Origin of the sequence: Tepidiphilus sp. J10 (assembly GCF_006980785.1) — a bacterium.
In the GTDB taxonomy this organism is placed as follows: Bacteria; Pseudomonadota; Gammaproteobacteria; order Burkholderiales; family Rhodocyclaceae; genus Tepidiphilus; species Tepidiphilus olei.
Genome location: NZ_SBHP01000001.1, coordinates 588,857 through 611,821, shown reverse-complemented (window position 1 = coordinate 611,821; position 22,965 = coordinate 588,857). Strand labels below are relative to the sequence as shown.

Genomic DNA, 22,965 nt, shown 5'->3' with positions numbered 1-22,965 from the left:
CATTCTGTGGTGGTTCATTCCTGTGGGCGCTGCGCTTGGCCGTGGGGGGGTCGTTTGTCTTCTTGAATGTCATCGTCGCGCAATCTTTCCGCGTCAGACTCGGAACATCTTGGTGGGAGCAGGGGACGAGGATGCGCAAGGAAGAGGCGGTGGCCGCGCTGGGGCAGCGCTCTTTGCTCTTGCCCGGTTGGGTCCGGGCGGCGCTGGCGGCGAACGACCGGCTCAAATTGTATCTGTCGCTGCTGCAGGAGGCGGCGCGGCACGCCACCGAGCCGCAGGCGGTGGGGACGGACTGGTCGGCCGAGTTCGTCCGGGCGGGGGTGAGGGAAACGGGATGGCTGCAGGAATTGGTGCGCAGCGCCTATTTCGACGATGGGGTGTTGATGCTGCGCCACCTCGATCGTTGGCGTGAGTCGGTGGCGACCGACCTGCAGACGATGGCGCGCCCCGTGTGCGAGGCCGACCACCCGGCGCCGGCCGATCTGGTAGCGCGGCGTGATGTCTGGCTCGAGTTCCTGCGCGGGCTCGATCCGCAGGAGGGGTTGGAACCCGAGCAGCTCACTGCGTTGACGCACGGCGAGCGTGATCGCGGCGACAGCCTGCACCTGCTGGTGATGGACTTGCACAAGGCGCTCAATGTGCTGGCCCGGGAGATCGCCACCGAGGAGCTCGACGGGGCCCACGTCTGGGGGCTCGCGCCCGAGGATCGGTCGCTCGTGCGCGCCTTCATGCGCGGACTGCGTCGCACCGCGCCGCTCAAATTCTCTCACCCGGGGTTGGACACGGCTGCGACCCGCGACGGGCCCCGCCTGCTCATCCAGAACGACATCGGCACGAACGACGTTCACGTGCTGGTGGTGACGGTGGAGGAGTGGGAGATCCGCTTGACTTATTCGGATCTGCATCGGGGGCGTTTCCGGTTCTTCCAGCGTTTGCTGGAGGAGATCGGTTTCACCTGGACGGTGCAGACGTCCGCCGCCGGTTCCGGCTTGAACGAAGGACGGCCTTACGTGGTGGGGGAGGCGGTATTTCGCGGACAGGATCGCGCCGCGCTCGAGGCGGCGCTGGAAGCGTTGGGCGCGAAGATCGTATTCGTGATCGACTGGAACCGGGCGCGCAAGCGGCTACAGCAGTTCGTCGGCAAGGAAGAGGCGCGGGCGTTGCTCTACCGCGCGGCCAAGGAGGAGTGCGGACACATGGGCTGGTTGCTGGCCGGCGGCGAGCGCCTGGTGTTTTCGGCCATGCAGTCGGTCGATGGCGAAGCCTTTCGCATCGGTGAGCGGCTCGACGAGGTGCTGGGGCCGCAGGCGGCGAGCGAGTATCTCTTCGCCCTGATGCGCGTGTCGACCCGGATACTGCTCGAACGTCAGCCGCCCGATCTGGTCGCCGACGAGGCGCGCATCCTGCTCGCCCGTCTGCTGCGGCAGCGTACTTTCGAACTGGATCTGCTCGCCGAGCATGCGGCGTACACCCACGCCATTGCTCGCGAGGTCTGCGCCGCCCTGGAGGAGGCCGACCCCGCGGCGCTCGAAGCGCAGGTGCAGCGCGGCAAGCAGTGGGAGCGTGAGGCCGATCACCTCCTGATGCAGGCGCGCGAGCGGGCGGAGCAGCACGCGCGCTGGCAGCCGCTGGTGCGCTTGATGGAGCATGCCGACGACGTGGCCGATGCGCTCGAGGAGGCGCTCTTCCTGCATACCCTGCTCTTCGTGGAGCCCTTGGCCGGACTTTCGCCGGGGGCGAGGGAGCCTTTGATCCGGCTGGCGGACACGACGCTGGCGGCGATCCAGGATTTGGTGCGTGCGGTCGAGATTGCCCGCTCGATGAGCGTGCAGGGCGAGGCCGAGGATGGGGACGCGTTCCTGCAGACGCTGTGGCGCATCTTGCGTGCCGAGCGGCTGTGCGACCAGCTCGCGCGCGAGGCGTATCGCGCCATCGTCGCGACCATGGCCGGGACGCCCACGGGAGCGCAGATCGCCGGGCAGATGGCGTCCGCGGTGGAGAAAGCATCCGACGGACTGCTCGCCGTGGGGTATGCCTTGCGCCAGAGGGTGATGGCGCGCACGGGGGTGACGTCATGAGCGTGCGTCATTGGCCCGAGGCGTGTTACCTGATCGCCGGTCGCGACGATCTGGAGTCGTTGCCGCGCAAGGCGCATCCTCCGCAGAGCGAGGGCGCGTTGCAGCTCGGCAACAAGGCGTGGAACCTGTGGCGGATGGCGCAAGCCGGCTTGCGCGTGCCGCCGGCGTTGGTGCTGGGCACCCGCTACGCGCACCGGCCAGCGTCCGATTGGGACGAGGCGCTCTTCTCCGCGGGGCTGCCGGAGTTGGAGCGGATCACTGGCCGGCGCCTGGGGGATGCGCGTCGTCCCTTGCTCGTGTCGGTGCGCTCGGGAGCGCCGGTGTCGATGCCGGGGATGATGGAGACGGTGCTCGACGTGGGGCTGTGCGACGAGACGGTGCCGGGGATGTTGCGCCTGACCGGCAATCCGCGGCTGGTGTGGGATTCGTACCGGCGGTTGGTGGCGGGCTATGGCGAGGTGGTGGCCGGCATCGATCCGGGGGTGTTCGAGGCGACGCTTGCCGAGCTCGCCCAGGGGCAGGAGGAGCAGACGCTTGCGTTCGATGCTTTGCGCGCCCTCACGCGACGTTATCTGGAATGCTACCGCGAGCAGGCGGGGGAACCTTTTCCGCAATCGGTGCGGGTGCAACTGCGCGAGTCGGTGCGGGCGGTGTTCGCTTCGTGGAGCGCGCCCAAGGCCGTGGATTACCGGCGGCATCAGGGGATCGACGATGCGCTGGGCACGGCGGTGACGATCCAGCAGATGGTTTTTGGCAACGCGGATCGGCGCTCTGGGGCCGGGGTGGGATTCACGCGCGATCCCACCGACGGCACGCCGCGGCCGTGGGTGGATTTCCTCTTCGAGGCGCAGGGCGAGGACGTGGTCTCGGGGCGGCGCAGCGCCGTGGGACATGAGCGACTGGCGGCTCGTCTGCCCCAGGTGTGGGCGGAACTGGGCGAGGGCGCAGCGCGCTTGGAGCGGCTGTTCGCCGACATGCAGGATTTCGAGTTTACGGTGGAGGAGGGCACGCTCTTCTGGTTGCAGGCGCGCGCGGGCAAGCGCACGCCGCGGGCGGCCGCGCGCATCGCCCTCGATTTGCTCACGGAGGGGGTGATCGACGCGCGGACCGCCTGGGAGCGCACGCGCGACCTTGCCTTGGAGGAGCTGGCGACGGTGTGCCTGGCTACTGCCGAGGGCGAGGCGCCGCAGCGGCTCGGGAGCGGGATTCCGGCTTCGCCCGGCATCGCCGGCGGCGAGCTCGCGCTCGATGCCGAACGGGTGGCGCAGCGGGCGGCGCAGGGCGCCAAGGTCATTCTGGTGCGGCAGGACGCCGAGACGGCCGACGTCGCGGCGCTGCGTCAGGCCGAGGGGTTGCTCACGCGGCGCGGGGCGCGCACCTCGCACGCGGCGGTGGTCGCACGCCAGATGGGCAAGGTGTGCGTGCTCGGCTGCGAGACCTTGACGATCCTGCCCGAGCAGCGCGCCGTGCGTTTCGGCGAGCGGGTCGTGGCCGAGGGGGAGACGATCACGCTCGATGGCAACGAGGGCGGCGTCTATGCCGGTCTGGTGCGCACGCAGACCGTGCCTGATGCGGCGCTGCAAGCGCAGATCATGGCGCTGCGGGCGCGCTTTGCCGCGGAGTGCGCCGATGCCTGAGCGCCGGTTGCGTCTGGCCGTGGTCACCGAGACCCATCCGCCCGAGATCAACGGGGTGGCACGGACCGTGGGGCGGATGCTGCAGGAGGCGCTCGCCGCCGGGCACGAGCTCGAAGTGGTGCGACCGCATCAGGGCGAGGAAGAGCATGAAGTGCCGGCGGGCGTGGAGACGGTATGGGTGCGCGCGATCGCCCTGCCGCGCTATCCGGGCTTGCGCATGGGTTGGCCGGCCCATGGGCGGCTCGTGCGCCGCTGGCGGGAACGCCGGCCGGATCTGGTCCATCTGGTCACCGAAGGGCCGCTGGGTCTGGCAGCGCTGCTGGCGGCGCGCCGTCTGGGCATTCCGCTCACTTCGGCCTTGCACACCAATTTCGACGCCTATGGGGCGCATTACGGCCTGGGTTGGCTGCGCGGCGCGATCGCGGCGTATCTGCGCGCTTTCCACAACGCCACGGCGCTCACGTTCGTGCCGACGCGACGCCAGAGCGAATCCTTGCGGGCCCAAGGCTACCGTCGCGTCGAGGTGCTCGCACGGGGCGTCGATACGGCGCTCTTCACGCCTGCCCGGCGCGATCCGTCGCTGCGGGCGCAGTGGGGCGTCGGGGAAAAAGGAGTGGCGGTGCTCTACGTCGGACGTCTCGCGCCGGAGAAGAATCTCGGTCTGCTCGCGCGGGCGTTTCGTGCCCTTGCCGGGCAGCAGCCTCGGGCGAAACTCGTCGTGGTCGGCGATGGGCCGCTTGCCGCCCGCTGGCGGCGCGAGCATCCGGAATTCGTCTTCTGCGGCCCGCGCCAGGGCGAGGATCTGGCGGCGCACTACGCTTCGGCCGATTGCTTTCTTTTTCCCAGCCTCACCGAGACGTTCGGCAACGTCGTGCTCGAGGCGATGGCGAGCGGTCTGCCCGTGGTGGGCTACGACGAGGCGGCCGTGGCCGAATGCATTGAAGATGGAGTCAATGGCCTTTCCTGCCCACCGGGCGACGAAGAGGCGTTCATCGCGCAGGCGTGCCAGCTGGCGACGGATGCGTCGCTGCGACTGCGCTTGGGGATTGCGGCGCGGGCTTCGGCATCCGAACGTTCCTGGTCGGACATTTTCCGCCGAGCGGAAACCGCGATTCACGACGTTTTGCGCGCGGCGGAGGAGCCGATCCTCTGCCGGGCCCCCTAGGAGGTTGGCGATGCCAGCGGTTCGTTCCGTTTTTCTCTCGGACATCCATCTCGGGACGCGCGCCTGCAAGGCCGAGCGTCTGGTCGATTTCCTGCGCGAATATCCGGCGCAGTACCTCTATCTCGTCGGCGACATCGTCGATTTCTGGGCGATGCGCCGCGGCATCCACTGGAGCGCGGCGCAGAACACCGTGGTGCAGAAGATTCTGCGGCGGGCGCGGCATGGCGAACGGGTGATTTTCATTCCTGGCAATCACGATGAGGCCCTGCGCGACTACGTCGGCGCTTCCTTCGGCGACATCACGCTGCACGCCGAGTACGTGCACGAGACGGCCGACGGCCGGCGGTTCCTGCTCATCCACGGCGATGAATTCGACGAGGTGACGCGTCACCACCGCTGGGTGGCTTTGCTCGGGGACGCCGCCTACGGTGCGCTCGTGCGCGCCAACGTCGTCTGGGCCTGGGTTCGCCGCCAGATGGGACGACCGGGCTATTGGTCGCTCGCCGGCCACGTCAAGCGCAAGGTGAAGAAAGCCCTGGAGTTCATGTACGGCTTCGAAGACGCGGTGATGCGCAGCGTGCGCGAGCGGGGTCTGGACGGCGTGATCTGCGGCCACATCCACTGGGCGGCGATCAAGGAGGTGGAAGGGTTGCTCTATGTCAATTGCGGCGACTGGGTGGATTCATGCACAGCCATCGTCGAGCATGCCGACGGCCGGTTGGAGCTGGTGGATTGGCACCGGGAGATCGCTCCGCCGCAACCGCCCCAAGCCCCGCGCCGAGCGCTCGAGCCCCTACCGCCCGAGGTCGAACTCGCCGACGTGCTCCATCGTGCCGACGGCATCCTGTAGGGCACCGCGAGCGCCCTGCTGCGTGGAGGTATGGCGGCGCTCGATGAAGAGTGAGCTGCCGGGTGTCTTCTTCGCCATCTTCTTCGCCACCGAGGCGGCCTCGGCCACGGCGTGGTAACTCTCGTAGCGCTGCGGCTCGTCGATGACGACGGCACCGACCGACAAGGCGCACAGCGGAAAGAATACCGTGCGCCCTTGTCGATCTTCGGCCTCGATGCCGCTGCGGGCGCGGTCTTCGGGACGGTAGAACTCGGGGATGCGGGCGTCGAATGCGCGCAGCAGAGCCTCGGTGCGCTCCTGCCAGTCGGGGCTGCCCCAGAGTGCGATGAAGTCGTCCCCGCCGATGTGACCGACGAAATCCCTGGCCGGATCGGTGTACTGACGCAACAGCTCGCCTACCAGGCGCAGGATGTCGTCGCCCCGGCGAAAGCCATAGACGTCGTTGTACGGCTTGAAGTGGTCGAGATCGAAATAGGCAGCCACGAACGGCTCGCCGCGTTTGAGCCGGGTGTCCATTTCCCGCTGGATCGGCACGTTGCCCGGCAGGTTGGTGAGCGGATTGGCATGGCGGGCGGCTTCGAGCTGCAAGCGGGTGATCTCGCGCAGCAGGGCGTGGCCGTTGCCCAGACCGAGGTAGCGGCCGGCGTCGGTGATGACGAACCCTTGAACCAAGTGCTTGGCATCGAGCTGGGTGATGAGATCCGACAGTTGCTGCAGGCTCATGCGCCGGTCGATCACCAGGGCGTTGCGATCGAGGTACATGGTGCAGGGGCGGTGCCCGTAGAGCTCGCGCCGGTAGGGACGGGCGTAGGCGTCCATGAAGTGGTTGCGTGCGATGAGTCCCAGTGGCAGGCCGTCGGCGACCACCGGTTGGGCATAGAGCTCCGGGTCGTGCTCGAAACGGGAGAAAACCTGCTCGTTCGTCGTCTCGGGCGCCACGGGGGCGACGTAGTGCACCAGGGAGGCGACGCTCGCCTCTGCGCCCGCGGGTACGGAGGCGTCGAGCACCTGCTCGGAGCGGAAGTGTTCCGGCTCGGGCCGATATTCGGGTCGCGGTTCGGGCCGGCCGAAGAGATACCCCTGACCGAGGGGGATGCCGCACTCGCGCACCACGGCGAGTTCGGCCGGCGTCTCGATGCCCTCGGCGATCACTTGGGTGCGGCTGTTGCGGGCGATGCGCGCGATCGACTCCAAGAATTGCCATTTGATCGGGTCGGCGTGTGCCCCTTGCACGAAGTGTTTGTCAATCTTGACGAAATCCGGCTCGAGCTCCGACCACAATCGCAGCGAAGAAAAGCCTTCGCCCAGATCGTCGATGGCGATGGCAAAGCCGAGGCTGCGGTAGTGCGCCACGGCATGGCGCAATTGGGCGTAGTCCAGGCCCGGCGTGGCTTCGGTGAGCTCGATGACGACTTCCCGCGGTGACAATCCCGCCTGTTCGATCCAGGCGAGCGTCCGGCTTTGATCGCCCGGCTGCACCACCATCGCCCCCGGATCGACGTTGAGCAGCAGTTTCCCTTGGCCGCCTTGAGCAGCGAAAGCGGCGATGACCGTCTCGCGGCAGAGGTATTCGAGCTCGCTCAACCGCCCGAGACGGCGCGCCGCGTCGAAGAGCACCAGGGGAGCGTGCAGCGAACTGTCGCTGGGGCCGCGGATGAGCCCTTCGAAGCCGAGGAGTCCGCCGTCCTCAAGCGTGATCACCGGCTGGAAACGCGCTGCCAGGCGTCGTTCCTGCAACAGGCGTTCCAGCTCGGGGAGGACATCGGCGGGATAGGGAGGGCACATGATTTCGGTCAGGGAATCCATGGACGAATTTCGCCACGACAAGGCGCATCGCCCGCCATCGTAGGCGAGCTGTGTGACGAGGATGTGACGCCGGCGCCGTTGCTGCAAAGAGGCTCAGGCATGATTATTGCTGGTTCTAGTGAGCATGCCGCGCAGTGCGGCGGAAATCGGAGGAACCCCCAATGTGCGAGCACGACGCGCCGGAATGCCTGGAAACATCGGTGCGCTGGCACCGCCATTCCGAGGACACGATCCTGAACTATCGTGATTGGCAGCTCATGAGCCATTTCCAGCCGATCTTCAGCATCGCGCACGGGCGCATCGTCGGGCTGGAAGCCTTGCTGCGGCCGCAGCACGAGGGGGTGGAGGTGCCGCCGCTGCGGTTTTTCACCTCGAGTCTGCACCCCGAAGAGCTCATTTTGCGCGACCGGCTCGCCCGTCGGTTGCACTACGAGAACTTTCGGCCGCTGGCAGGCGACGATCTGTGGCTTTTCGTCAATCGGGCACCGCAGGCACAGCTCACCGAAGAAGACGATCTCCCGGCCGGGCTCGATCCGCACCAGGTCGTGGTCGAGCTCACCGAGGACGAGAGTACCGATTCCGGGTGGCTGCGCGAACTCATGGCCCGCTACCGGGCGCTCGGCTGCCTGGTCGCGCTCGACGACTTTGGTGCTCGTCATTCGAACCTCGACCGGCTCTTCACGCTCGCGCCCGACATCGTCAAGCTCGATCGCACGCTGATTTTGTTCGCGGAAGAGGACGCGCGGGTGCGCCGCAGTCTCCAGCGGCTGGTGGCGCTCATCCGCGACACCGGTGCCTTGGTGCTCTTCGAGGGTGTGGAAACCGCGGCGCAGGCGCAGCTCGCCGTGCAGGCCGAAGCCGATCTCGTGCAAGGTTTCTACTACGCCCGGCCGCAGCCGCGCGCTTTCGCCCTCAAGAGCACCTGGGGCGCGCGGGAGAAACTGCACGACCCGCTGCGGGCGCGTCCTGTGCGCCGTCGTGAGGCGGTACCCAAAACGCTCGAAGAGGTGTTCCGGCAGACCTTGCGCCGCGTCGCTTTGGGAGAAGACTTTGCTCTGGCGAGCGCCGAGTTGATCGCCCGCCCCGAGGTCTATCGCGCCTATCTGCTCGACGCAAACGGCCGCCAGCTCGGGCACAGCGCCTCGCGCATGCCGCTGACCCTGCTGCGTTACCTGCCGCTGGCCGATGGCGCCGGTGCCCTGTGGAGCGCCCGGCCCTATTTTCGCCGCGCCATCGCCATGCCCGGGCGAATCCATTTGACCGACCCCTACCTCTCGGTACCCGATGGTACCTGGGTACGCACCCTTTCTGCCACGGCCCACGGCGAGGCCGGCACTTTCGTCGTCTGCGCCGACTTGGCGGCCGATACCCTCGATGCGGAGAATGCACCATGACGGCACAAACCTTGACCCATTCGAACCCTTTTGGTGCAAGTTATTCCCCGCCGCGCGCGGACGGCACGCTCAAGAGCCGGCGCATGGCGCTCACCCCCGCCGAGCGGCACTGGCTGCCCTGGTTCGGCAAAACCGGCAAGCTCGCCATGGGCTGGGCCTGCTGGCTCAACCGCCACCGCTATCCGGCGATCGAGCGCACTTTCGAGAGCATCGCCGCCACCCGCGTGCGCCTGCTCGAAGACTGGACGCGGACGCAGTGGGAACACCTCGCCGATCTGGCCCAGACCTACGCTGGCCGGTTCGACCAAGCGCTCGATGCCGAACCCTTGCGCCAGAAACGCCTGCTCGCCGCGGATTGTTCCGAACTCTTCGTCATCGACCCGAAAGGGCGGGTGCTCGCCTCGACTGCGCCGCAGCACGTCGGCAAGCAGGATCTGCCAGAGAAAGCCGTCGCCGCCGGGCTGAGTGGCCCGTTCCTGCACGGCCCCTACGCCGACCCATTCACCGAGACGCTGGGGCCGACGACTTCGCGTTTCCACGACGAAGTCACGCTGATGTTTTACCACCCCATCGTGCGCGACGGGGAGACGCTCGGCTGTGTCTGCGCCCGCGTGCCCAACGACGTGATCGGCGATCTCATCCAGCGCGAGGCGGGGCACATCTACCGCGACTCGGGCGACAACTACCTCTTCATGGTCGAATCGCGCTTCGATCCGACGATCGCCCCGGGCACGGCCCTGTCGCGTTCGCGCTTCGAGGATGAAACGTTTACCCTCGGAGACAACCTCAAGCGCGGCGTTTCCACCCCCTACGGCACCGTGCGCGTGCAGCGGCACACCGAGCTCGAACTGCGCTTCGTCGACCCGGCAACGGGACAACTGCACCCCGGCGTACGCGAGACGATCCGCTGCGGCGAGAACCTCTTCATCACCTATCCCGGCTATCCCGACTACCGCCACATTCCGGTGATCGGCAAGGGCGTCACGTTCCGGCTGCCGGGTTCGCCCGATCGCTGGGGGATGATGTGCGAAGCCGACCTCGAAGAGGTCTATCGCCACCGGCCGCTGGGGTTTGTGCTCGCGCGCGATTTTCTGCTGCTCGTCGGCGTCGCGGTGCTGTTGTCGGCGGTGTTCGCGCTCTATGCCGCACTGCCGCCGCCGACCGTGGTGGTGGCGATGGCTGCTGTGCTGCTCCTCGGCTACGCGCCGCTGCTGCAGCGCCGGGTGCAGGCGTTCACCGCCCGGCTCGATGCGATGGCCGAGATGATGCGCTCGCTCGCCGAGGGCGAGGCGAACCTCACGCAGCGCTTCGATCGCCGCCTGCTCGCCGAGGACGAGAGCGGCGAACTCGGCCGCTGGATCGACAGCTTCATCGATTCGCTCGACGGCACTTTGGGACAAGTGGTCCGCACCACCGAAGAAGTGCGTCAGACGCACGGCGAGATGATCGACAAGAACACGGAAGCTGCTGGCACCGCCAATGAGCTCCTTGCCGAGGTGCAGCATCTGCTCGACTCACTCGGCGAACAGCTCGCCGAGATCGACACCGCCACCCATACCGCCGAGGAAGTGCGCACCGCGCTCGGCGCGGTGGTGGAGAACGCCCAAGCCCAGTTTCAGACGGTGCGCACCCAGACCCAGGCGATCCGCGATTCGATCGACGCCGCCAGCCGCACCATCCAGGCGCTCAACCAGCGCACCGAGGAGATCGGCGACATCGTGGCGGTGATCAGCGACATCGCCGCCCAGACGAATCTGCTCGCGCTCAACGCGGCGATCGAGGCGGCGCGCGCCGGCGAGCACGGGCGCGGATTCGCGGTGGTGGCCGACGAGGTGCGCAAGCTGGCGCAACGCACGGCCAGTGCCACCGGCGACATCCGCGGCAAGATCGAGGGCATCCAGCACGGAGCGCGCGAGGCGGTCTCGATCATGGAATCCGGCGTGGCCGACGTCGAGAACGGTCTGCGGCTTGCCGAAGAAGCGGTCTCCGAGCAAGGCGAGGTGCACGAACTCGCCGAACGACTGCTGGGCGTGATCGAGCGCGTGGCCGAGCGCAGCCGCGTGAACGGCTCCATGATGCAACGCTTGGCGGCGATCGCCGACGGCATGCGCGGCTCGTTGGCGGCGCTCGCGGCGAGCGTCGACCGGGTCAAGCACGCCGCCGGCAAGCTGGGTGCTTCGATGCGGCGCTTCCGCGTGACGAGCGCGCGTTGAGCACCGGCGTGTTCCCTCGGGAGGACGAACATGACGAAGAACGAATCCGGCGCACGACGCGCCCCGCCGCTGGCCGTGGCGCTGCGGCACGTCGCTTACGAAGACTTGGGTCTGCTCGAGCCGTGGCTCGTGTGGCGCGGCTGGCGAGTGCGCTATATCGACCTCGGTCTCGACGAGCTCTGCGGCTGGGATGCGCTCGCCCCCGACCTGCTGGTGGTACTCGGCGGCCCGCTCGGCGCCGAGGACGACGATGATTTCCCTTTCCTTGCCGAGGAAGTGCGCTGGATCCGGGCGCGGCTGGATGCGCAGCGGCCCACGCTGGGTATCTGCCTCGGAGCGCAGCTCATGGCCCGTGCCCTGGGGGCGCGGGTGCGACCCATGGGAACGAAAGAACTGGGCTATTTCCCGCTCGAACTTACTCCGGCGGCTGCTGGCACGCCCATCGCCCGGATCGGCGCGCAGCCCGTACTGCAGTGGCACGGCGACGTCTTCGATCTACCCGACGGCGTGCAGAGCCTCGCGCGAACGCCGCTGTGCCCTAACCAGGCGTTCATGGTGGAGGATCACGCGATGGCCTGGCAATTCCACCTCGAAGTCGCCCCTTCTCGACTCGAGCGCTGGCTCATCGGCAACATCGATGAGATCCGGGCCTGCGGTCTGCGTCCGGACGAGCTACGCCGCCAGGCGCGGGCGCAGGAAGCGGGATTGCAGCAGGCAGCCGCAGCGGTGATGCAGGCGTGGTTCGAGCGGCTCGATCTCTGAGGTTGGCGCTCATCCACCCCGTGCGCCAAATCGGTAAGAGCGCACGTTGGAAGAATTTTTCTCGACAGAAGGATCGGCGATTTTCTCCTTTTCCAAGACGTCTTTTGATGAATTTTGCATTATTATCGCTCTCAGCCGGAGAATGAGTGCAAGGAGTTCTTCATCCTCGGCCATATCCTCGATTTCCTTCAGCACCTCCAAGGCTTGTTGTGCGTCTTTTTGCAGCCGTGCCAGATCGATGTTGTATTCCAGCTGACGACGGACGCTGAGTTTGAGTCGGGCGAGTAGTCGAATGAATTCGGGGTCGCTGGCGTCGATCATGGTTTCGTCCCGATCCTGCTTGATTGTTCATGCCCCCTCGACCGGACGTTGCCACAAACGATGGGCGAGGGGGTGTTGATCAAAAGCTTTTTTGGAACGAAAGAACTACTCTGGCATCGGCCACCTCTTCGCCGTCCCAGGTATAGGCGGATTTGCTGGCATCGGTGTCGGTGTAGGCCAGGGTGGCGACGCCGAAGCCGAGATCCTTGCTTACGCCGAGTTTCCAGTCGGTATATGAGGCTTCGTCGTTGTCTTTCACGTCCTGGTACCCGACGTGGCCGAGCACACTCCAGCCTCCGCCCAGGTCATAGCTGGCCGAGAGATCGAGGTAGTAGCTGCCGCGGGTGTCGTCGCCATCGTCGGTGGTCCAGCCGACGAAGTGGTCGGACACCGTGTGGTAGTACTTGAGCGCCACCGTTTTCCAGGACAGGCCGACGTAGACTTCGGTAGTGTCCGGGTCGACCGCCCCCGAGATTTTGTCGCCGGGATAGTAGTAGGTGATGATGCCGAAGTCATAGCCGAACGAGTCGGCGAAGCTGCCGCGAAAGCCGCCATAGAGGTCCACTTCGAGGCTGTTGTTCTTTTTGTAGCCGCCCGCCTCTACCCAATCGACGTTCGAGCCCCACAGTCCGACGTAGAATCCGCTGTCGTGCGCCAATTCGAGGCCACCCTGGACGGCGGGCTCGTTTTGCGTCTGCGATACGCCACGAAACATGTAGTCGCTGGTGGCCCCGAGGCTGAAACTGAGCGCAAAGGGGCTCTTGGCCGTGTCTTCGGCATGGGCCAAAGAGGCGCCGAGCATGGCCAGGGTGGCGGTGAGGGGAAGCAGAGGGGTTTTCATGGCAGTCTCCGGTGAAAGGGCCATGCCTTGGAAAGCAAGAAGGGTGCCAAGCGTTTTTTCCCGTTTGGCCGTGGCTTGCGGGCAGGCGCAGGGTGCCCCTTGCGCCATCTTGGGGCGGAAGATGCTTCGTTCGAGGGCAAGGGAACAGGGAGAGGCCCGAAAATGTCACGAAACCGTCACCATTTCGCGATATAACGGCAACGTTCTTCAGGCAAGCGGAGGGAGCATGGGGGCCAACGTGCTGGTGGTCGAGGACGAGCCGGCGATCCTGGAATTGATCGCGGTGAATCTGGAGCAAGCGGGATTTCACGTGCTGCGCGCGGCCGACGCGGAAAGTGCATTGCGCTTGATCGGCGAAGCCTTGCCGGATTTGATGCTCATCGATTGGATGCTGCCGGGGCTGTCGGGCATCGAACTGGTGCGGCGTTTGCGGCGAGAGGAGCGGACCCGGGCTCTGCCGCTCATCCTGCTCACGGCGCGTGGGGCAGAAGTGGATAAGGTGCTCGGGCTGGAGGCCGGGGCGGACGACTACGTGACCAAGCCTTTTTCGCCCCGCGAGCTGGTGGCGCGCATCCGGGCGGTGCTGCGCCGGCGCCGGCCGGAGGTGGGCGAGGAGGTGCTCGAAGCGGGCGGATTGAAACTCGATCCGGCGGCGCGGCGGGTGCTGGTGCAAGGTCGGGTCGTGGCGCTGGGCCCGACCGAATTTCGCTTGTTGCATTTTCTCATGACCCATCCGGAACGGGTGCATAGCCGCTCTCAGCTGCTCGATCGCGTCTGGGGGGATCACGTCTTCGTCGAGGAGCGCACGGTGGATGTGCACGTGCGCCGCCTGCGTGCAGCGCTCGAACCTCATGGTCTCGCGGGTCTGATCCAGACGGTGCGCGGAGCAGGATATCGATTCTCGGTGCAGATGGCGCAGGAAGCATGAAAACGGCGCAGCGCCTGCGGCGGCATGGGCGCTTTGCGTGGCGGCGATTGCTTGGCGTTGGGGCGCTCGTGGTGCCGGTTTCCTTCTTTTCCTGGCAGGCGGGGTTGGGGGTGCTCGTGCTCGGCCTGGGCTGGGCATGGTGGCGGCTCGAGCGCGAATTTGCCGAGGTTCTGGAGCAGGCGTTTTCCGGGAGACCCTTGGAGGAGGTGTCCGCACGGTCGCGCCTGATACTCGAGCCGTTGCGGGCGCAGGAGCGGGTGTGGCGACGTCGGGTGGAGGCGGCACGGCGCGACCGGGAGCGCCTGATCGCGGCCTGGGATCGCCTGCCGGTCGGGGTCGTATGGTTGCGCGACGATGGAACGATCCGTAGGCTCAACCGTCGCGCCGAGGAATTGCTGCAATTGCAGCCCCGTTTGCATGCAGGGCAGCCCTTGGCGCTCTTTCTGCCCGAGCCGCGTTGGGTCGAACGCATCCGCGCGGCGGGCGAGGCTGGTTTCACCGGTGAAGTACCCCGGCGCGGTGAGGCGCTCTACTGCCGCCTACAGTGGGTGCCACTCGAAGAAGGGGAGGCGCTGCTGCTCGTCGAGGATCGCACCGAGGCGATGCGGCTCGAGCGGATGCGGCGCGACTTCGTCGCCAACGTCTCGCACGAGCTGCGCACGCCGCTCACCATCGTGCGTGGCTACCTCGAGATGGCGCTGGATGCGCAGATGCCACTTCCTCCTTCGGTGTCGGGCTATCTGGAGCAGGTCCATGCTCAGGCAGTGCGCATGCAGCGGCTGGTGGAGGATCTTCTGACGCTGGCGCAACTCGAGGGCACACAGCCTGCACCGGCACGCTGGGTGGAGGTGGCCGAGCTGTTGGAGACGGTAGCGACCCAGGCCAGAAGCGTGGCGCCGGATGGTCTGACGGTGGAGGTGTCTCTGCCGCCGGAACCTTGCGCGATCCTGGGAGTGCGCACGGAGTTGGAATCGGCCTTGGGCAATCTCGCCCTCAACGCGGTGCGCTACACCCCGGCACCGGGACGGGTGGTGATCGGCGCGCGCAGCGTGAAAAACGCAGAAGGAGAGCTGTTCGTGCGCGACACCGGGATCGGCATCGCTCCGGAGCACCTGCCGAGGCTCACGGAGCGATTCTACCGGGTCGACCGGGCGCGCTCTCGTGATCGCGGGGGGACCGGACTGGGGTTGGCGATCGTCAACCACGTGGCGCAACGCCACGGGGCGCGACTCCTCATCGAGAGCACGCTGGGGCAGGGGAGCGAGTTCCGGCTGCGCTTTCCTGCCACACGCTGGCGTCGGAGCGAAGCGAATCGATCAGAGGATGACGGGATCGATCCAGAAGAATGAAAGGAGGATATAGTCCTCGCCTTTTTCGAGGACTTCTTGGACGCGGGCACCTCGCGTTTTGTGGTCGACCCACAGATTGATGAGCTTGGTGTCGGTGCCGATTTCCAGCGGGGCGAGCAGGCGGTGCGTGCCTTCGTCGCCGCGTGTCGTGTCGGAGAACCAGAAAGCGGGATGCCAGGGGCTGGGCGGGGCGCCCACCACGGGAAAGTGTTGTACCGCCGTGGGGCGGGGGATGCCTGGAATCTGCTCGAGTCCGAGGTGGATTTCGCCGTCGAACGTGGCCTGGCGCCAGCGCACGCGGGCGAGCATGCCGCCGTAGACTTTGGGGCTTTTGCGCACGAGAATCAGTCGCCCCGGCGGCCAGCGAGTGAGCTCGCTGCGCGCGCCGCTGCGGCGGATGCGCCACCCTTTGGGGCTGCGGTCCATCGCGTCCCACTGGCTGAGGTGGGGGGAGTAGAGGAGTTCATTCTTTTCGCGCTCGCGCTCGGTGAGGTCGACCTCGCTGAGGGTGCCGCCGAAGAGCTGGATGCGTTGTGCTTCCTCGAAAGTGCGGCGTACCGACACCGCCGTGGGTGGTTCGAATGGATGCCCCGTGAAATAGAAATAGATCGCTGGCCAGTCGCTGACCACGTGTAGTCCTTCGCTGCTCGGTGCACGAGGCTCCTGCCGTTTGGGGGGCTCCCCCGTCCAGCGTTGTGACAGCGTCTCGAGTAGCAGGCGCTCATCGGTCGGCAGGCCGGGTTGGGCGAGACGTTCATAAACCTTGGGAATCAGCGCGCCGGCATCATAGAGGCGCAAAATCTTGGCGTCGGCGAGAGCCAGCGCGGGAATGGGAGGGGAATTGCCGGCGAGATCGATTCCGTAGCGATCGTCGACCCGATCGAGCCACTCGGGCGGGACGAATTGGGCGTAGGGCGCCAACTCGAGGGCGAACGTCACGACCCGCGGCAGCATCGACATGGGAAGTGCATTGGGGTTGGCGAGGTGAATGAGCGCGGCCGCGTGGTGCACTTCGCGGCAGCTGAGGCGAGCGGGCGTGCCGAAGAGACCATCGTCGATGCGCCGATTGGCGACGTTGGCTCGCTCGGCCCGCAGGAATGCTTGGTGCAATCCACCCCAGAGCGTATCGGGTATGCGGGTGAGTTCGAACCAGAAGATGAGCATCATGCGCAGCAGGCACCAGCTCTGCCGTTCATGGGCGTGTGCGCTGTAGGGCGAGGAGGGAATGGTGGCAGGGTGTTTCGTTGCCTTGGTGTAGATCTTGATCAGTTTGCCCCACGCTTTCAGGTAGGGGGATTCGCGCACGGGAGGAGCGCGGCGCGGCCAGCCGACGCGATGTAGCGCCGTGCGCAGTAGATCGGCACGGTCGACGAGCTGGCTCAAGGTAGAAAATTCGTAGCCTAGGAGGCTGTCGGCCAGCAGTTCGAATTCGGCGGCGGGCGGCGCCGGGTCGGGAGAGACGGCGAGCAGGTGTCGCAAGCGCTCATCGATGGCTTCGATCGTATCCTGCATGGCTGGTCTCTCTACGATACCGACGGAGAGGGCATTTTAGCCGATTACCCGGATGGTTTTTCGGGTTCGCGCGCGGGCAAGAAATCCTCAGCCGGTGAGCTTACGGCGCAGCAGTTCGGTCACGCGTTGCGGATTGGCCGCTCCGCGCGAGGCTTTCATCACCTGGCCGACGAGGGCGTTCAAGGCCTTCTCCTTGCCGGCGCGGAATTCCTCGACCGATTTCGGATTGGCGGCGATCGCTGCATCCACCAGGGATTCCAGGGCGCTCTCGTCGCTCACCTGCTTGAGTCCCTGTGTCTCGATGATCGCGTCGACGTCCTGGCCTTCACCGGTCCATAGCGCCTCGAACACTTTTTTTGCCCCGGCGTGCGAGATCGTGCCGTCGTGCACGCGCTGCACCAGGGCGGCGATGTGTGTTGGCCGCACGGGGCTCTCGCCGATCTCGAGCCCGCCGCGGTTGAGCTTGGCGGCGAGCTCGCCGAGGATCCAGTTGGCACAGGGTTTGGCGAGCGACTGACCGGCCGCGGCGACGGCGGCCAGATAGTAGTCGGCCAGTTCTTTGCTTGCCGTGAGGAGGTTGGCATCGTAGCGGGTGAGGCCGTGTTCTTCCACCAACCGGCGGCGCAGCGCCTGCGGCAGCTCGGGCAGATTCGCCCGGATCTCTTCGATCCAGGCACGGTCGATGACGAGCGGCAGGAGATCGGGATCGGGGAAGTAGCGGTAGTCGTGCGCATCTTCCTTGGTGCGCATCACGCGGGTCTCGCCGCGCTCGGGGTCGAAGAGCACGGTGGCCTGCTGGACGGTGCCGCCTTCCTCCAGCGTTTCGATCTGCCAGCGGACTTCGTAGTCGATCGCCTGCTGCAGGAAGCGGAAGGAATTGAGGTTCTTGATCTCGCGCCGCGTGCCCAGGCGCGTCTCGCCCTTGGGGCGCACCGAGACGTTGGCGTCGATGCGAAACGAGCCTTCCTGCATGTTGCCGTCGCACACCCCGATCCAGCGAACCAGGGCGTGTAACGCGCGGGCGTAGGCCACCGCCTCTTCGGCCGAACGCATGTCGGGCTCGGAGACGATCTCGAGCAGCGGCGTGCCGGCGCGGTTGAGGTCGATTCCGGTCATGCCGTGGAAGTCTTCGTGCAGGCTCTTGCCGGCGTCCTCTTCGAGGTGCGCGCGAGTGATGCGCACGGTTTTCTCGTAGGCGGAGTCCCCTTCGCCTACCTGGATGGTGAGCGTGCCGTTTTTCACCACCGGCAGCTCGTACTGGCTGATCTGGTAGCCTTTGGGCAGATCGGGATAGAAGTAGTTTTTGCGCGCGAACACGCTGCGCTCGGCGATCTCGGCCTCGATCGCCAGCCCGAGGCGGATGGCACGCTCGACGGCGCCGCGGTTGAGCACGGGCAGCGTGCCGGGCAGGGCCACGTCGATGGCGCACGCCTGGCGATTGGGTTCGGCGCCGAAGGCGATGGAAGCCCCGGAGAAGATCTTGCTGCGCGTGGTGAGCTGCGCGTGGATCTCGAGGCCGATGACGATTTCCCAGTCGGTGCGGTTCATGGCGGTTCCGTGGGGTTTAGAGCGGCGGTAGCTGGCGGTGCCAGTCGGTTTTTCCCTGGAAGGCGTGGGCGGCGAGCAGCAGCCGCGTTTCGGCGAGATAGGGGCCGATGAGCTGGCAGCCGATGGGCAGCCCTGCCGCATCGAACCCGCAGGGGTGCGACAGCGCCGGCAGCCCGGCGAGGTTGGCCCCGATGGTATAGATGTCCTGCAGGTATTCCTGCACTGGATCATGACCCTTCTCGCCCAGGCGCCAAGCGGTGGTCGGGGCGGTGGGGGCGAGGATGAGGTCGCAGGAGTCGAAGGCTTGGCGGTAGTCTTCGGCGATCAGACGACGCAGTTTTTGCGCCTGCAGGTAATAGGCGTCGTAGTAGCCGTGCGAGAGCACGTAGGTGCCGACGAGGATGCGACGCTTGACTTCGTCGCCGAAGCCTTGGGCGCGCGTCTTGCGGTACATGTCGTCGAGGTCGGCATAGTCGGGAGCGCGGTAACCGTAGCGCACGCCGTCGTAGCGGGCGAGGTTGCTCGAGGCTTCCGCCGGGGCGATGACGTAGTAGGCGGGAATGGCGAGTTCGGCGCGCGGCAGGGACACGTCGACCAGGCGCGCGCCCAGGGATTCGTAAATGCGGGCGGCCGATTCGACGGCGCGGCGCACGTCGGCGTCGAGCCCCTCGACGGCGAAGAATTCGCGCGGCAGGCCCAGGCGCAGCCCGTCGAGTCGCCCGTCGGCGGCGGTGAGTGCCGCGACATGGTCTTCGGCCGGTCGATCGAGCGAGGTGGAGTCGCGCGGATCGAAGCCTTCGATGGCCGTGAGGGCGAGCGCGCAGTCTTCGGCGCTGCGCGCGATCACGCCGGCCTGATCGAGCGAGGAGGCGTAGGCGATGATGCCGTAGCGGCTCACCCGCCCGTAGCTCGGCTTGATGCCGGTGACGCCGCACATGGCGGCCGGCTGGCGCACGCTGCCGCCGGTGTCGGTGCCGGTGGCCACGGGCACGATACCGGCGGCCACGGCCGCGGCCGAGCCGCCCGAGGAGCCGCCGGCGATGCGGCTCGTATCCCAGGGATTGCAGCAGGGGCCGAAGTGGGAGTGTTCGTTCGCCGAGCCCATGGCGAATTCGTCGAGGTTGGTCTTGCCGATGCTCACGGCTCCGGCATCGGCCAGCCGTTCGACCACGAAGGCGTCGTAAGGGGGGACGAACTCGGCGAGCATGCGCGAGGCGGCGGTGGTGCGCACGCCCCGGGTGCAGAAGAGGTCTTTGTGCGCGAGCGGGATACCAGAGAGTAACGAGACGTTTCCGGCGCGGCGTCGCTCGTCGGCGGCACGCGCGGCCGCGAGCGCCGACTCGGGGGTGAGGGTGATGAAGGCGTTGAGCCGTTCCTGTAGACTTTGTGCGCGTTCGAGCGCCGCCTCGGCCAAGGCTTCGGCGCGGATGCGCCCCTCGGCGAGGGCGGCAGCGAGCTCGCGCAGAGAGGAGGTGAGGAGCCGTTCTGCGCTCATTCGATCACCTTGGGTACGAGATAAAGGCCGTTTTCGGCCGCGGGCGCGAGGGCGAGCAGGGCGTCGCGCTGATCCGGTTCGGTGACGATGTCCTCGCGCAGGCGCTGGGGCAAATCGAGCGGATGGCTCATGGGGGCCACCCCGGTGGCGTCGACGGCTTGTAGCCGATCCACGAGGGCGAGGACCCGTTCGAGGTCGGCGCGGAACGCCGCGGCGCTGTCGGGAGTCAATTCGATGCGGGCGAGCTCGGCGATGCGGTCGAGATCGATGGCGGGCATACGGCAGTCTCTGTCGCGTCCAAAGCATTGTAGAGTATCATAATCGTGGTCGTTTTGCCGTGCCGTCGGCCGCAAAGTCTCAAGGGTGCCTCGAAAAGCCGTTGCGCGCTTGTAGGGCAAGGCGCCCGGTGCGCAGGGTGCGAGACATCTCGCCGAGAAGGGTGAGTCGTCGAGCATCGCGCAACGCCGCCATGTAGTTGCGCAGTGGGTTCTTCGATGCGCCCTCGGGACTTGCTCGGGCAGGTGATGGCGGTCCTGCGCTGCTGGGGCTCGGGCTGCCGCCTCGGTGGCACCCTCATTTCCGCGAATATTGCGTTTCTCGAGGACTCAACATGTTCGGTTTTTTGCGCTCTTTGTTCTCCAACGATCTGGCGATCGACCTGGGGACGGCCAATACGCTCATCTATATGCGGGGGCGCGGTATCGTGCTCAACGAGCCTTCGGTGGTGGCGATCCGCGTCGATCCTTCCTCGGGGAAGAAGGTGATCCAGGCCGTTGGGCAGACGGCCAAGCAGATGCTGGGCAAAACGCCGGGAAACCTGCAGGCGATCCGGCCGATGAAAGACGGCGTGATCGCCGACTTCGTGGTCACCGAGCAGATGATCAAGCAGTTCATCAAGAAAGTACACGCGTCCAGCCTGCTCTCGCCTAGCCCTCGCATCATCATCTGCGTTCCCTGTGGTTCGACTCAAGTCGAGCGCCGCGCCATCCGCGACGCGGCGCTCGCCGCCGGCGCGAGTAAGGTGTTCCTCATCGAAGAACCGATGGCGGCGGCGATCGGTGCGGGATTGCCGGTGGCCGAGGCAACGGGCTCCATGGTGGTCGACATCGGCGGGGGGACCACGGAAGTCGGCGTGATCGCCCTGGGCGGGATGGTGTACTCGGGTTCGATCCGGGTGGGGGGCGATAAATTCGATGATGCGATCGTCAACTACATTCGGCGCAATTACGGCATGTTGATCGGAGAGGCAACGGCCGAATTGATCAAGAAGCAGGTGGCGATCGCCTTTCCTTCCCCCGAAGTGCTCGAAGTGGAAGTCAAGGGGCGCAACCTGGCCGAGGGGATTCCGCGTAGCTTCACCGTTTCCTCGAACGAGATTCGGGAGGCGATCGCCGATCCCTTGAATCAAATCGTCTCGGCGATCAAGATCGCCCTGGAGCAGACGCCGCCGGAATTGGGTTCCGACATCGCCGAGCGCGGCATCGTGCTCACGGGCGGCGGGGCCCTGTTGCGCGATCTCGATCGCTTGATCCAGGAAGAGACGGGGCTGCCGGTGATCGTGGCCGAAGACCCGCTCACGTGCGTGGCCCGTGGCTGCGGCATGGCGCTGGAAAAGGTCGACATGCTCGACACCCTCTTCGCCACGGAATGACCCCACGCACCGGGGGAGCGCGATGAATTCCCCGCTCGGCGATTCGCCCAACGTCCCGCGCTTTCATCGGACGATGTCGCCCGGGCAGCGCTTGGGGTTGGCGACGCTGGCTGCCGTGTCGCTGCTGGTGCTCGACCTGCGTTTCGGCGCATTGGACGTGGTGCGCGACGCGATCTCTGTGGTGTTGCGCCCCGTACAGGAGGCGGCGCACTGGCCGGTGAAGCTCGTGGTCGATGGGTCGATCTATTTCGCTACCCTCGCCGAGGTACAAGCGGAAAATGCACGCCTGCGACGCATCGAAATGGAAGACCGTCTGCGAGCGGCGACCCTGGCGGCTCTGGAGGCGGAGAACACCGAGTTGCGGCGCCTCCTGGGCATGGCCAGGCGCTTCGAATTGCGTCGGATCGGAGTCGAGGTCTTGTACGACGCGCCCGATCCCTTCAGTCGGCGCATCGTCGTCGATCGCGGGGCGAACGCCGGCGTACGGCCGGGATTGGCGGTGGTCGATGCCGAGGGCCTCGTCGGTCAGGTGACGCGTACCCAACCGCTGGTGTCGGAGGTGACGCTGATCACTCAGCGCGATCATGCAATCCCCGTGATGGTACAGCGCAACGGATTACGTGGCGTGGTCTATGGCCTGGGCGACGGTTATCTCGAATTGCGTCATCTGTTGGTCGAGGCCGACGTCCGCACCGACGACGTGCTCGTCACCTCCGGCCTCGATGGCGTGTTTCCCCCGGGAATTCCCGTGGCCCAGGTGGTGTCGGTAGACGCCGGAGGAGTCTTTTTGCGCATCGTTTGTCGGCCGACGTCGTTCGGGGAACGCCGCCGGCATTTGCTGGTGGTCGAGCGGATCCCGCCCAAAGGGGAGCCAGGGGAGGGGGCTTGATGCACGAATCGTCCCGTACGACCCGCGTACTGCAGCCGCCGCGGCTGCGCTTCATTCTGAGCACGCTGGCACTCGCCTTCTTCTGGGATCTCATTCCCAAGGGGGGAGGCGGGTTTTGGCCCGAGATGACTATGGCGGTGCTTACGTTCTGGGCATTGCGCGATCCGCAGCGGGTGGGCGTGGGCGCGGCGTTCACCTTGGGCGTGATGCTCGACGTCGGGCGAGGCGCGGCCTTGGGGCAGGAGGCGCTCGCTTTCGTGTGGGTGGTTTATCTGGCCCAGCGCCGTGCCGCACGCATCCTGTGGTTTGGTGCTTGGGGGCAGGCCCTGCTGTTGTTGCCGTTGTGGTCGTTGGCGCTGGCCTTGCAGGCCGCGGTACGTCTGGTTGCGGGCGGAGATTGGCCCGGGTGGGGATATTTTGGATCCGCCGTGACCCTCGTCCTCTTGTGGCCGATCTTGAGCCATGGGCTGCTGTGGCCGCAGTGGCGCGCTGCGCGTGCCGGCGGGTCCGCGTCTTTGTCCTGAGG

General features: G+C 66.5%; 19 protein-coding genes. 12 read left to right on the top strand and 7 right to left on the bottom strand.

Annotated elements, in window-relative coordinates; genetic code table 11:
- Window positions 1-131: 131 nt before the first annotated feature.
- The 4 genes from EPD81_RS02995 to EPD81_RS02980 are packed head-to-tail and all read left to right on the top strand — an operon-like array spanning window position 132 to window position 5,730.
- Window positions 132-2,078, top strand: a complete 1,947-nt coding sequence (locus EPD81_RS02995) for a phosphate transport regulator (RefSeq protein WP_142803920.1) — start codon at window positions 132-134, stop codon at window positions 2,076-2,078.
- Window positions 2,075-3,715 carry a PEP/pyruvate-binding domain-containing protein gene (locus EPD81_RS02990; RefSeq protein WP_142803919.1) on the top strand — a complete coding sequence of 547 codons (1,641 nt, stop codon included), beginning with the start codon at window positions 2,075-2,077 and terminating at the stop codon, window positions 3,713-3,715. The genes EPD81_RS02995 and EPD81_RS02990 overlap by 4 nt, the downstream gene beginning before the upstream one ends.
- Window positions 3,708-4,880: a glycosyltransferase family 1 protein gene (locus EPD81_RS02985; protein WP_185955332.1), complete on the top strand. Its 1,173-nt coding sequence runs from the start codon at window positions 3,708-3,710 to the stop codon at window positions 4,878-4,880. Before EPD81_RS02990 ends, EPD81_RS02985 begins: the two co-directional genes overlap by 8 nt.
- 10 nt (window positions 4,881-4,890) lie before the next feature.
- Window positions 4,891-5,730: a UDP-2,3-diacylglucosamine diphosphatase gene (locus tag EPD81_RS02980; protein ID WP_142803917.1), complete on the top strand. Its 840-nt coding sequence runs from the start codon at window positions 4,891-4,893 to the stop codon at window positions 5,728-5,730.
- On the opposite strand, the gene EPD81_RS02975 is transcribed toward EPD81_RS02980, so the two are convergent.
- On the bottom strand, window positions 5,674-7,536 hold the full coding sequence (locus EPD81_RS02975) for a GGDEF domain-containing protein (protein ID WP_221929179.1): 1,863 nt from the start codon (window positions 7,534-7,536) through the stop codon (window positions 5,674-5,676). The genes EPD81_RS02980 and EPD81_RS02975 overlap by 57 nt on opposite strands.
- Window positions 7,537-7,697: 161 nt before the next feature.
- Between EPD81_RS02975 and EPD81_RS02970 the strand changes: the two genes are divergently transcribed.
- The 3 genes from EPD81_RS02970 (at window position 7,698) to EPD81_RS02960 (ending at window position 11,905) form a co-directional block, all read left to right on the top strand.
- Complete coding sequence (locus tag EPD81_RS02970; protein ID WP_142803916.1) at window positions 7,698-8,930, top strand: EAL domain-containing protein; 1,233 nt, start codon at window positions 7,698-7,700, stop codon at window positions 8,928-8,930.
- A gap of 83 nt (window positions 8,931-9,013) precedes the next feature.
- Window positions 9,014-11,143, top strand: coding sequence for a methyl-accepting chemotaxis protein (locus EPD81_RS02965; protein ID WP_142804255.1), 2,130 nt, complete (start codon window positions 9,014-9,016; stop codon window positions 11,141-11,143).
- A gap of 30 nt (window positions 11,144-11,173) precedes the next feature.
- Window positions 11,174-11,905: a glutamine amidotransferase gene (locus EPD81_RS02960; RefSeq protein ID WP_142803915.1), complete on the top strand. Its 732-nt coding sequence runs from the start codon at window positions 11,174-11,176 to the stop codon at window positions 11,903-11,905.
- Window positions 11,906-11,914: 9 nt separating this feature from the next.
- Here EPD81_RS02960 and EPD81_RS02955 read toward each other — a convergent pair whose 3' ends face one another.
- Window positions 11,915-12,226, bottom strand: coding sequence for a hypothetical protein (locus tag EPD81_RS02955; RefSeq protein ID WP_141056122.1), 312 nt, complete (start codon window positions 12,224-12,226; stop codon window positions 11,915-11,917).
- A 79-nt stretch (window positions 12,227-12,305) separates the two neighbouring features.
- Window positions 12,306-13,067, bottom strand: coding sequence for a TorF family putative porin (locus EPD81_RS02950; protein ID WP_142803914.1), 762 nt, complete (start codon window positions 13,065-13,067; stop codon window positions 12,306-12,308).
- Window positions 13,068-13,293: 226 nt separating this feature from the next.
- Here EPD81_RS02950 and phoB point away from each other — a divergent pair, with 226 nt between their 5' ends.
- Together phoB and EPD81_RS02940 are read left to right on the top strand one after the other, a co-directional pair.
- On the top strand, window positions 13,294-13,995 hold the full coding sequence (gene phoB, locus EPD81_RS02945; protein WP_142803913.1) for a phosphate regulon transcriptional regulator PhoB: 702 nt from the start codon (window positions 13,294-13,296) through the stop codon (window positions 13,993-13,995).
- On the top strand, window positions 13,992-15,344 hold the full coding sequence (locus EPD81_RS02940; protein ID WP_142803912.1) for an ATP-binding protein: 1,353 nt from the start codon (window positions 13,992-13,994) through the stop codon (window positions 15,342-15,344). The genes phoB and EPD81_RS02940 overlap by 4 nt, the downstream gene beginning before the upstream one ends.
- Here EPD81_RS02940 and EPD81_RS02935 read toward each other — a convergent pair.
- The 4 genes from EPD81_RS02935 to gatC form a co-directional block, all read right to left on the bottom strand.
- Window positions 15,312-16,856: a hypothetical protein gene (locus EPD81_RS02935; protein WP_142803911.1), complete on the bottom strand. Its 1,545-nt coding sequence runs from the start codon at window positions 16,854-16,856 to the stop codon at window positions 15,312-15,314. The genes EPD81_RS02940 and EPD81_RS02935 overlap by 33 nt on opposite strands.
- Window positions 16,857-16,943: 87 nt before the next feature.
- On the bottom strand, window positions 16,944-18,404 hold the full coding sequence (gene gatB, locus EPD81_RS02930; RefSeq protein ID WP_142803910.1) for an Asp-tRNA(Asn)/Glu-tRNA(Gln) amidotransferase subunit GatB: 1,461 nt from the start codon (window positions 18,402-18,404) through the stop codon (window positions 16,944-16,946).
- 16 nt (window positions 18,405-18,420) lie between these two features.
- Window positions 18,421-19,899, bottom strand: a complete 1,479-nt coding sequence (gene gatA, locus EPD81_RS02925) for an Asp-tRNA(Asn)/Glu-tRNA(Gln) amidotransferase subunit GatA (protein ID WP_142803909.1) — start codon at window positions 19,897-19,899, stop codon at window positions 18,421-18,423.
- Window positions 19,896-20,177 (bottom strand): Asp-tRNA(Asn)/Glu-tRNA(Gln) amidotransferase subunit GatC, encoded by a 282-nt coding sequence (gatC, locus tag EPD81_RS02920; protein WP_142803908.1) that lies wholly within the window; start codon window positions 20,175-20,177, stop codon window positions 19,896-19,898. The genes gatA and gatC overlap by 4 nt, the downstream gene beginning before the upstream one ends.
- Before the next feature lie 332 nt (window positions 20,178-20,509).
- Between gatC and EPD81_RS02915 the strand changes: the two genes are divergently transcribed.
- The 3 genes from EPD81_RS02915 to mreD are packed head-to-tail and all read left to right on the top strand — an operon-like array spanning window position 20,510 to window position 22,963.
- Complete coding sequence (locus EPD81_RS02915; protein ID WP_142803907.1) at window positions 20,510-21,550, top strand: rod shape-determining protein; 1,041 nt, start codon at window positions 20,510-20,512, stop codon at window positions 21,548-21,550.
- 22 nt (window positions 21,551-21,572) lie between these two features.
- Complete coding sequence (gene mreC, locus EPD81_RS02910; protein WP_142803906.1) at window positions 21,573-22,439, top strand: rod shape-determining protein MreC; 867 nt, start codon at window positions 21,573-21,575, stop codon at window positions 22,437-22,439.
- Complete coding sequence (gene mreD / locus EPD81_RS02905; protein WP_142803905.1) at window positions 22,439-22,963, top strand: rod shape-determining protein MreD; 525 nt, start codon at window positions 22,439-22,441, stop codon at window positions 22,961-22,963. The genes mreC and mreD overlap by 1 nt, the downstream gene beginning before the upstream one ends.
- The last annotated feature ends 2 nt before the right edge of the window (window positions 22,964-22,965 follow it).

Bases quoted from the DNA above. Each gene is read 5' to 3' on its own strand.
- EPD81_RS02995 (WP_142803920.1), top strand. From the start codon at position 132: ATGCGCAAGGAAGAGGCGGTGGCCGCGCTGGGGCAGCGCTCTTTGCTC.
- EPD81_RS02990 (WP_142803919.1), top strand. From the start codon at position 2,075: ATGAGCGTGCGTCATTGGCCCGAGGCGTGTTACCTGATCGCCGGTCGC.
- EPD81_RS02985 (WP_185955332.1), top strand. From the start codon at position 3,708: ATGCCTGAGCGCCGGTTGCGTCTGGCCGTGGTCACCGAGACCCATCCG.
- EPD81_RS02980 (WP_142803917.1), top strand. From the start codon at position 4,891: ATGCCAGCGGTTCGTTCCGTTTTTCTCTCGGACATCCATCTCGGGACG.
- EPD81_RS02975 (WP_221929179.1), bottom strand. From the start codon at position 7,536: ATGGATTCCCTGACCGAAATCATGTGCCCTCCCTATCCCGCCGATGTC.
- EPD81_RS02970 (WP_142803916.1), top strand. From the start codon at position 7,698: ATGTGCGAGCACGACGCGCCGGAATGCCTGGAAACATCGGTGCGCTGG.
- EPD81_RS02965 (WP_142804255.1), top strand. From the start codon at position 9,014: ATGGCGCTCACCCCCGCCGAGCGGCACTGGCTGCCCTGGTTCGGCAAA.
- EPD81_RS02960 (WP_142803915.1), top strand. From the start codon at position 11,174: ATGACGAAGAACGAATCCGGCGCACGACGCGCCCCGCCGCTGGCCGTG.
- EPD81_RS02955 (WP_141056122.1), bottom strand. From the start codon at position 12,226: ATGATCGACGCCAGCGACCCCGAATTCATTCGACTACTCGCCCGACTC.
- EPD81_RS02950 (WP_142803914.1), bottom strand. From the start codon at position 13,067: ATGAAAACCCCTCTGCTTCCCCTCACCGCCACCCTGGCCATGCTCGGC.
- phoB (WP_142803913.1), top strand. From the start codon at position 13,294: ATGGGGGCCAACGTGCTGGTGGTCGAGGACGAGCCGGCGATCCTGGAA.
- EPD81_RS02940 (WP_142803912.1), top strand. From the start codon at position 13,992: ATGAAAACGGCGCAGCGCCTGCGGCGGCATGGGCGCTTTGCGTGGCGG.
- EPD81_RS02935 (WP_142803911.1), bottom strand. From the start codon at position 16,856: ATGCAGGATACGATCGAAGCCATCGATGAGCGCTTGCGACACCTGCTC.
- gatB (WP_142803910.1), bottom strand. From the start codon at position 18,404: ATGAACCGCACCGACTGGGAAATCGTCATCGGCCTCGAGATCCACGCG.
- gatA (WP_142803909.1), bottom strand. From the start codon at position 19,899: ATGAGCGCAGAACGGCTCCTCACCTCCTCTCTGCGCGAGCTCGCTGCC.
- gatC (WP_142803908.1), bottom strand. From the start codon at position 20,177: ATGCCCGCCATCGATCTCGACCGCATCGCCGAGCTCGCCCGCATCGAA.
- EPD81_RS02915 (WP_142803907.1), top strand. From the start codon at position 20,510: ATGTTCGGTTTTTTGCGCTCTTTGTTCTCCAACGATCTGGCGATCGAC.
- mreC (WP_142803906.1), top strand. From the start codon at position 21,573: ATGAATTCCCCGCTCGGCGATTCGCCCAACGTCCCGCGCTTTCATCGG.
- mreD (WP_142803905.1), top strand. From the start codon at position 22,439: ATGCACGAATCGTCCCGTACGACCCGCGTACTGCAGCCGCCGCGGCTG.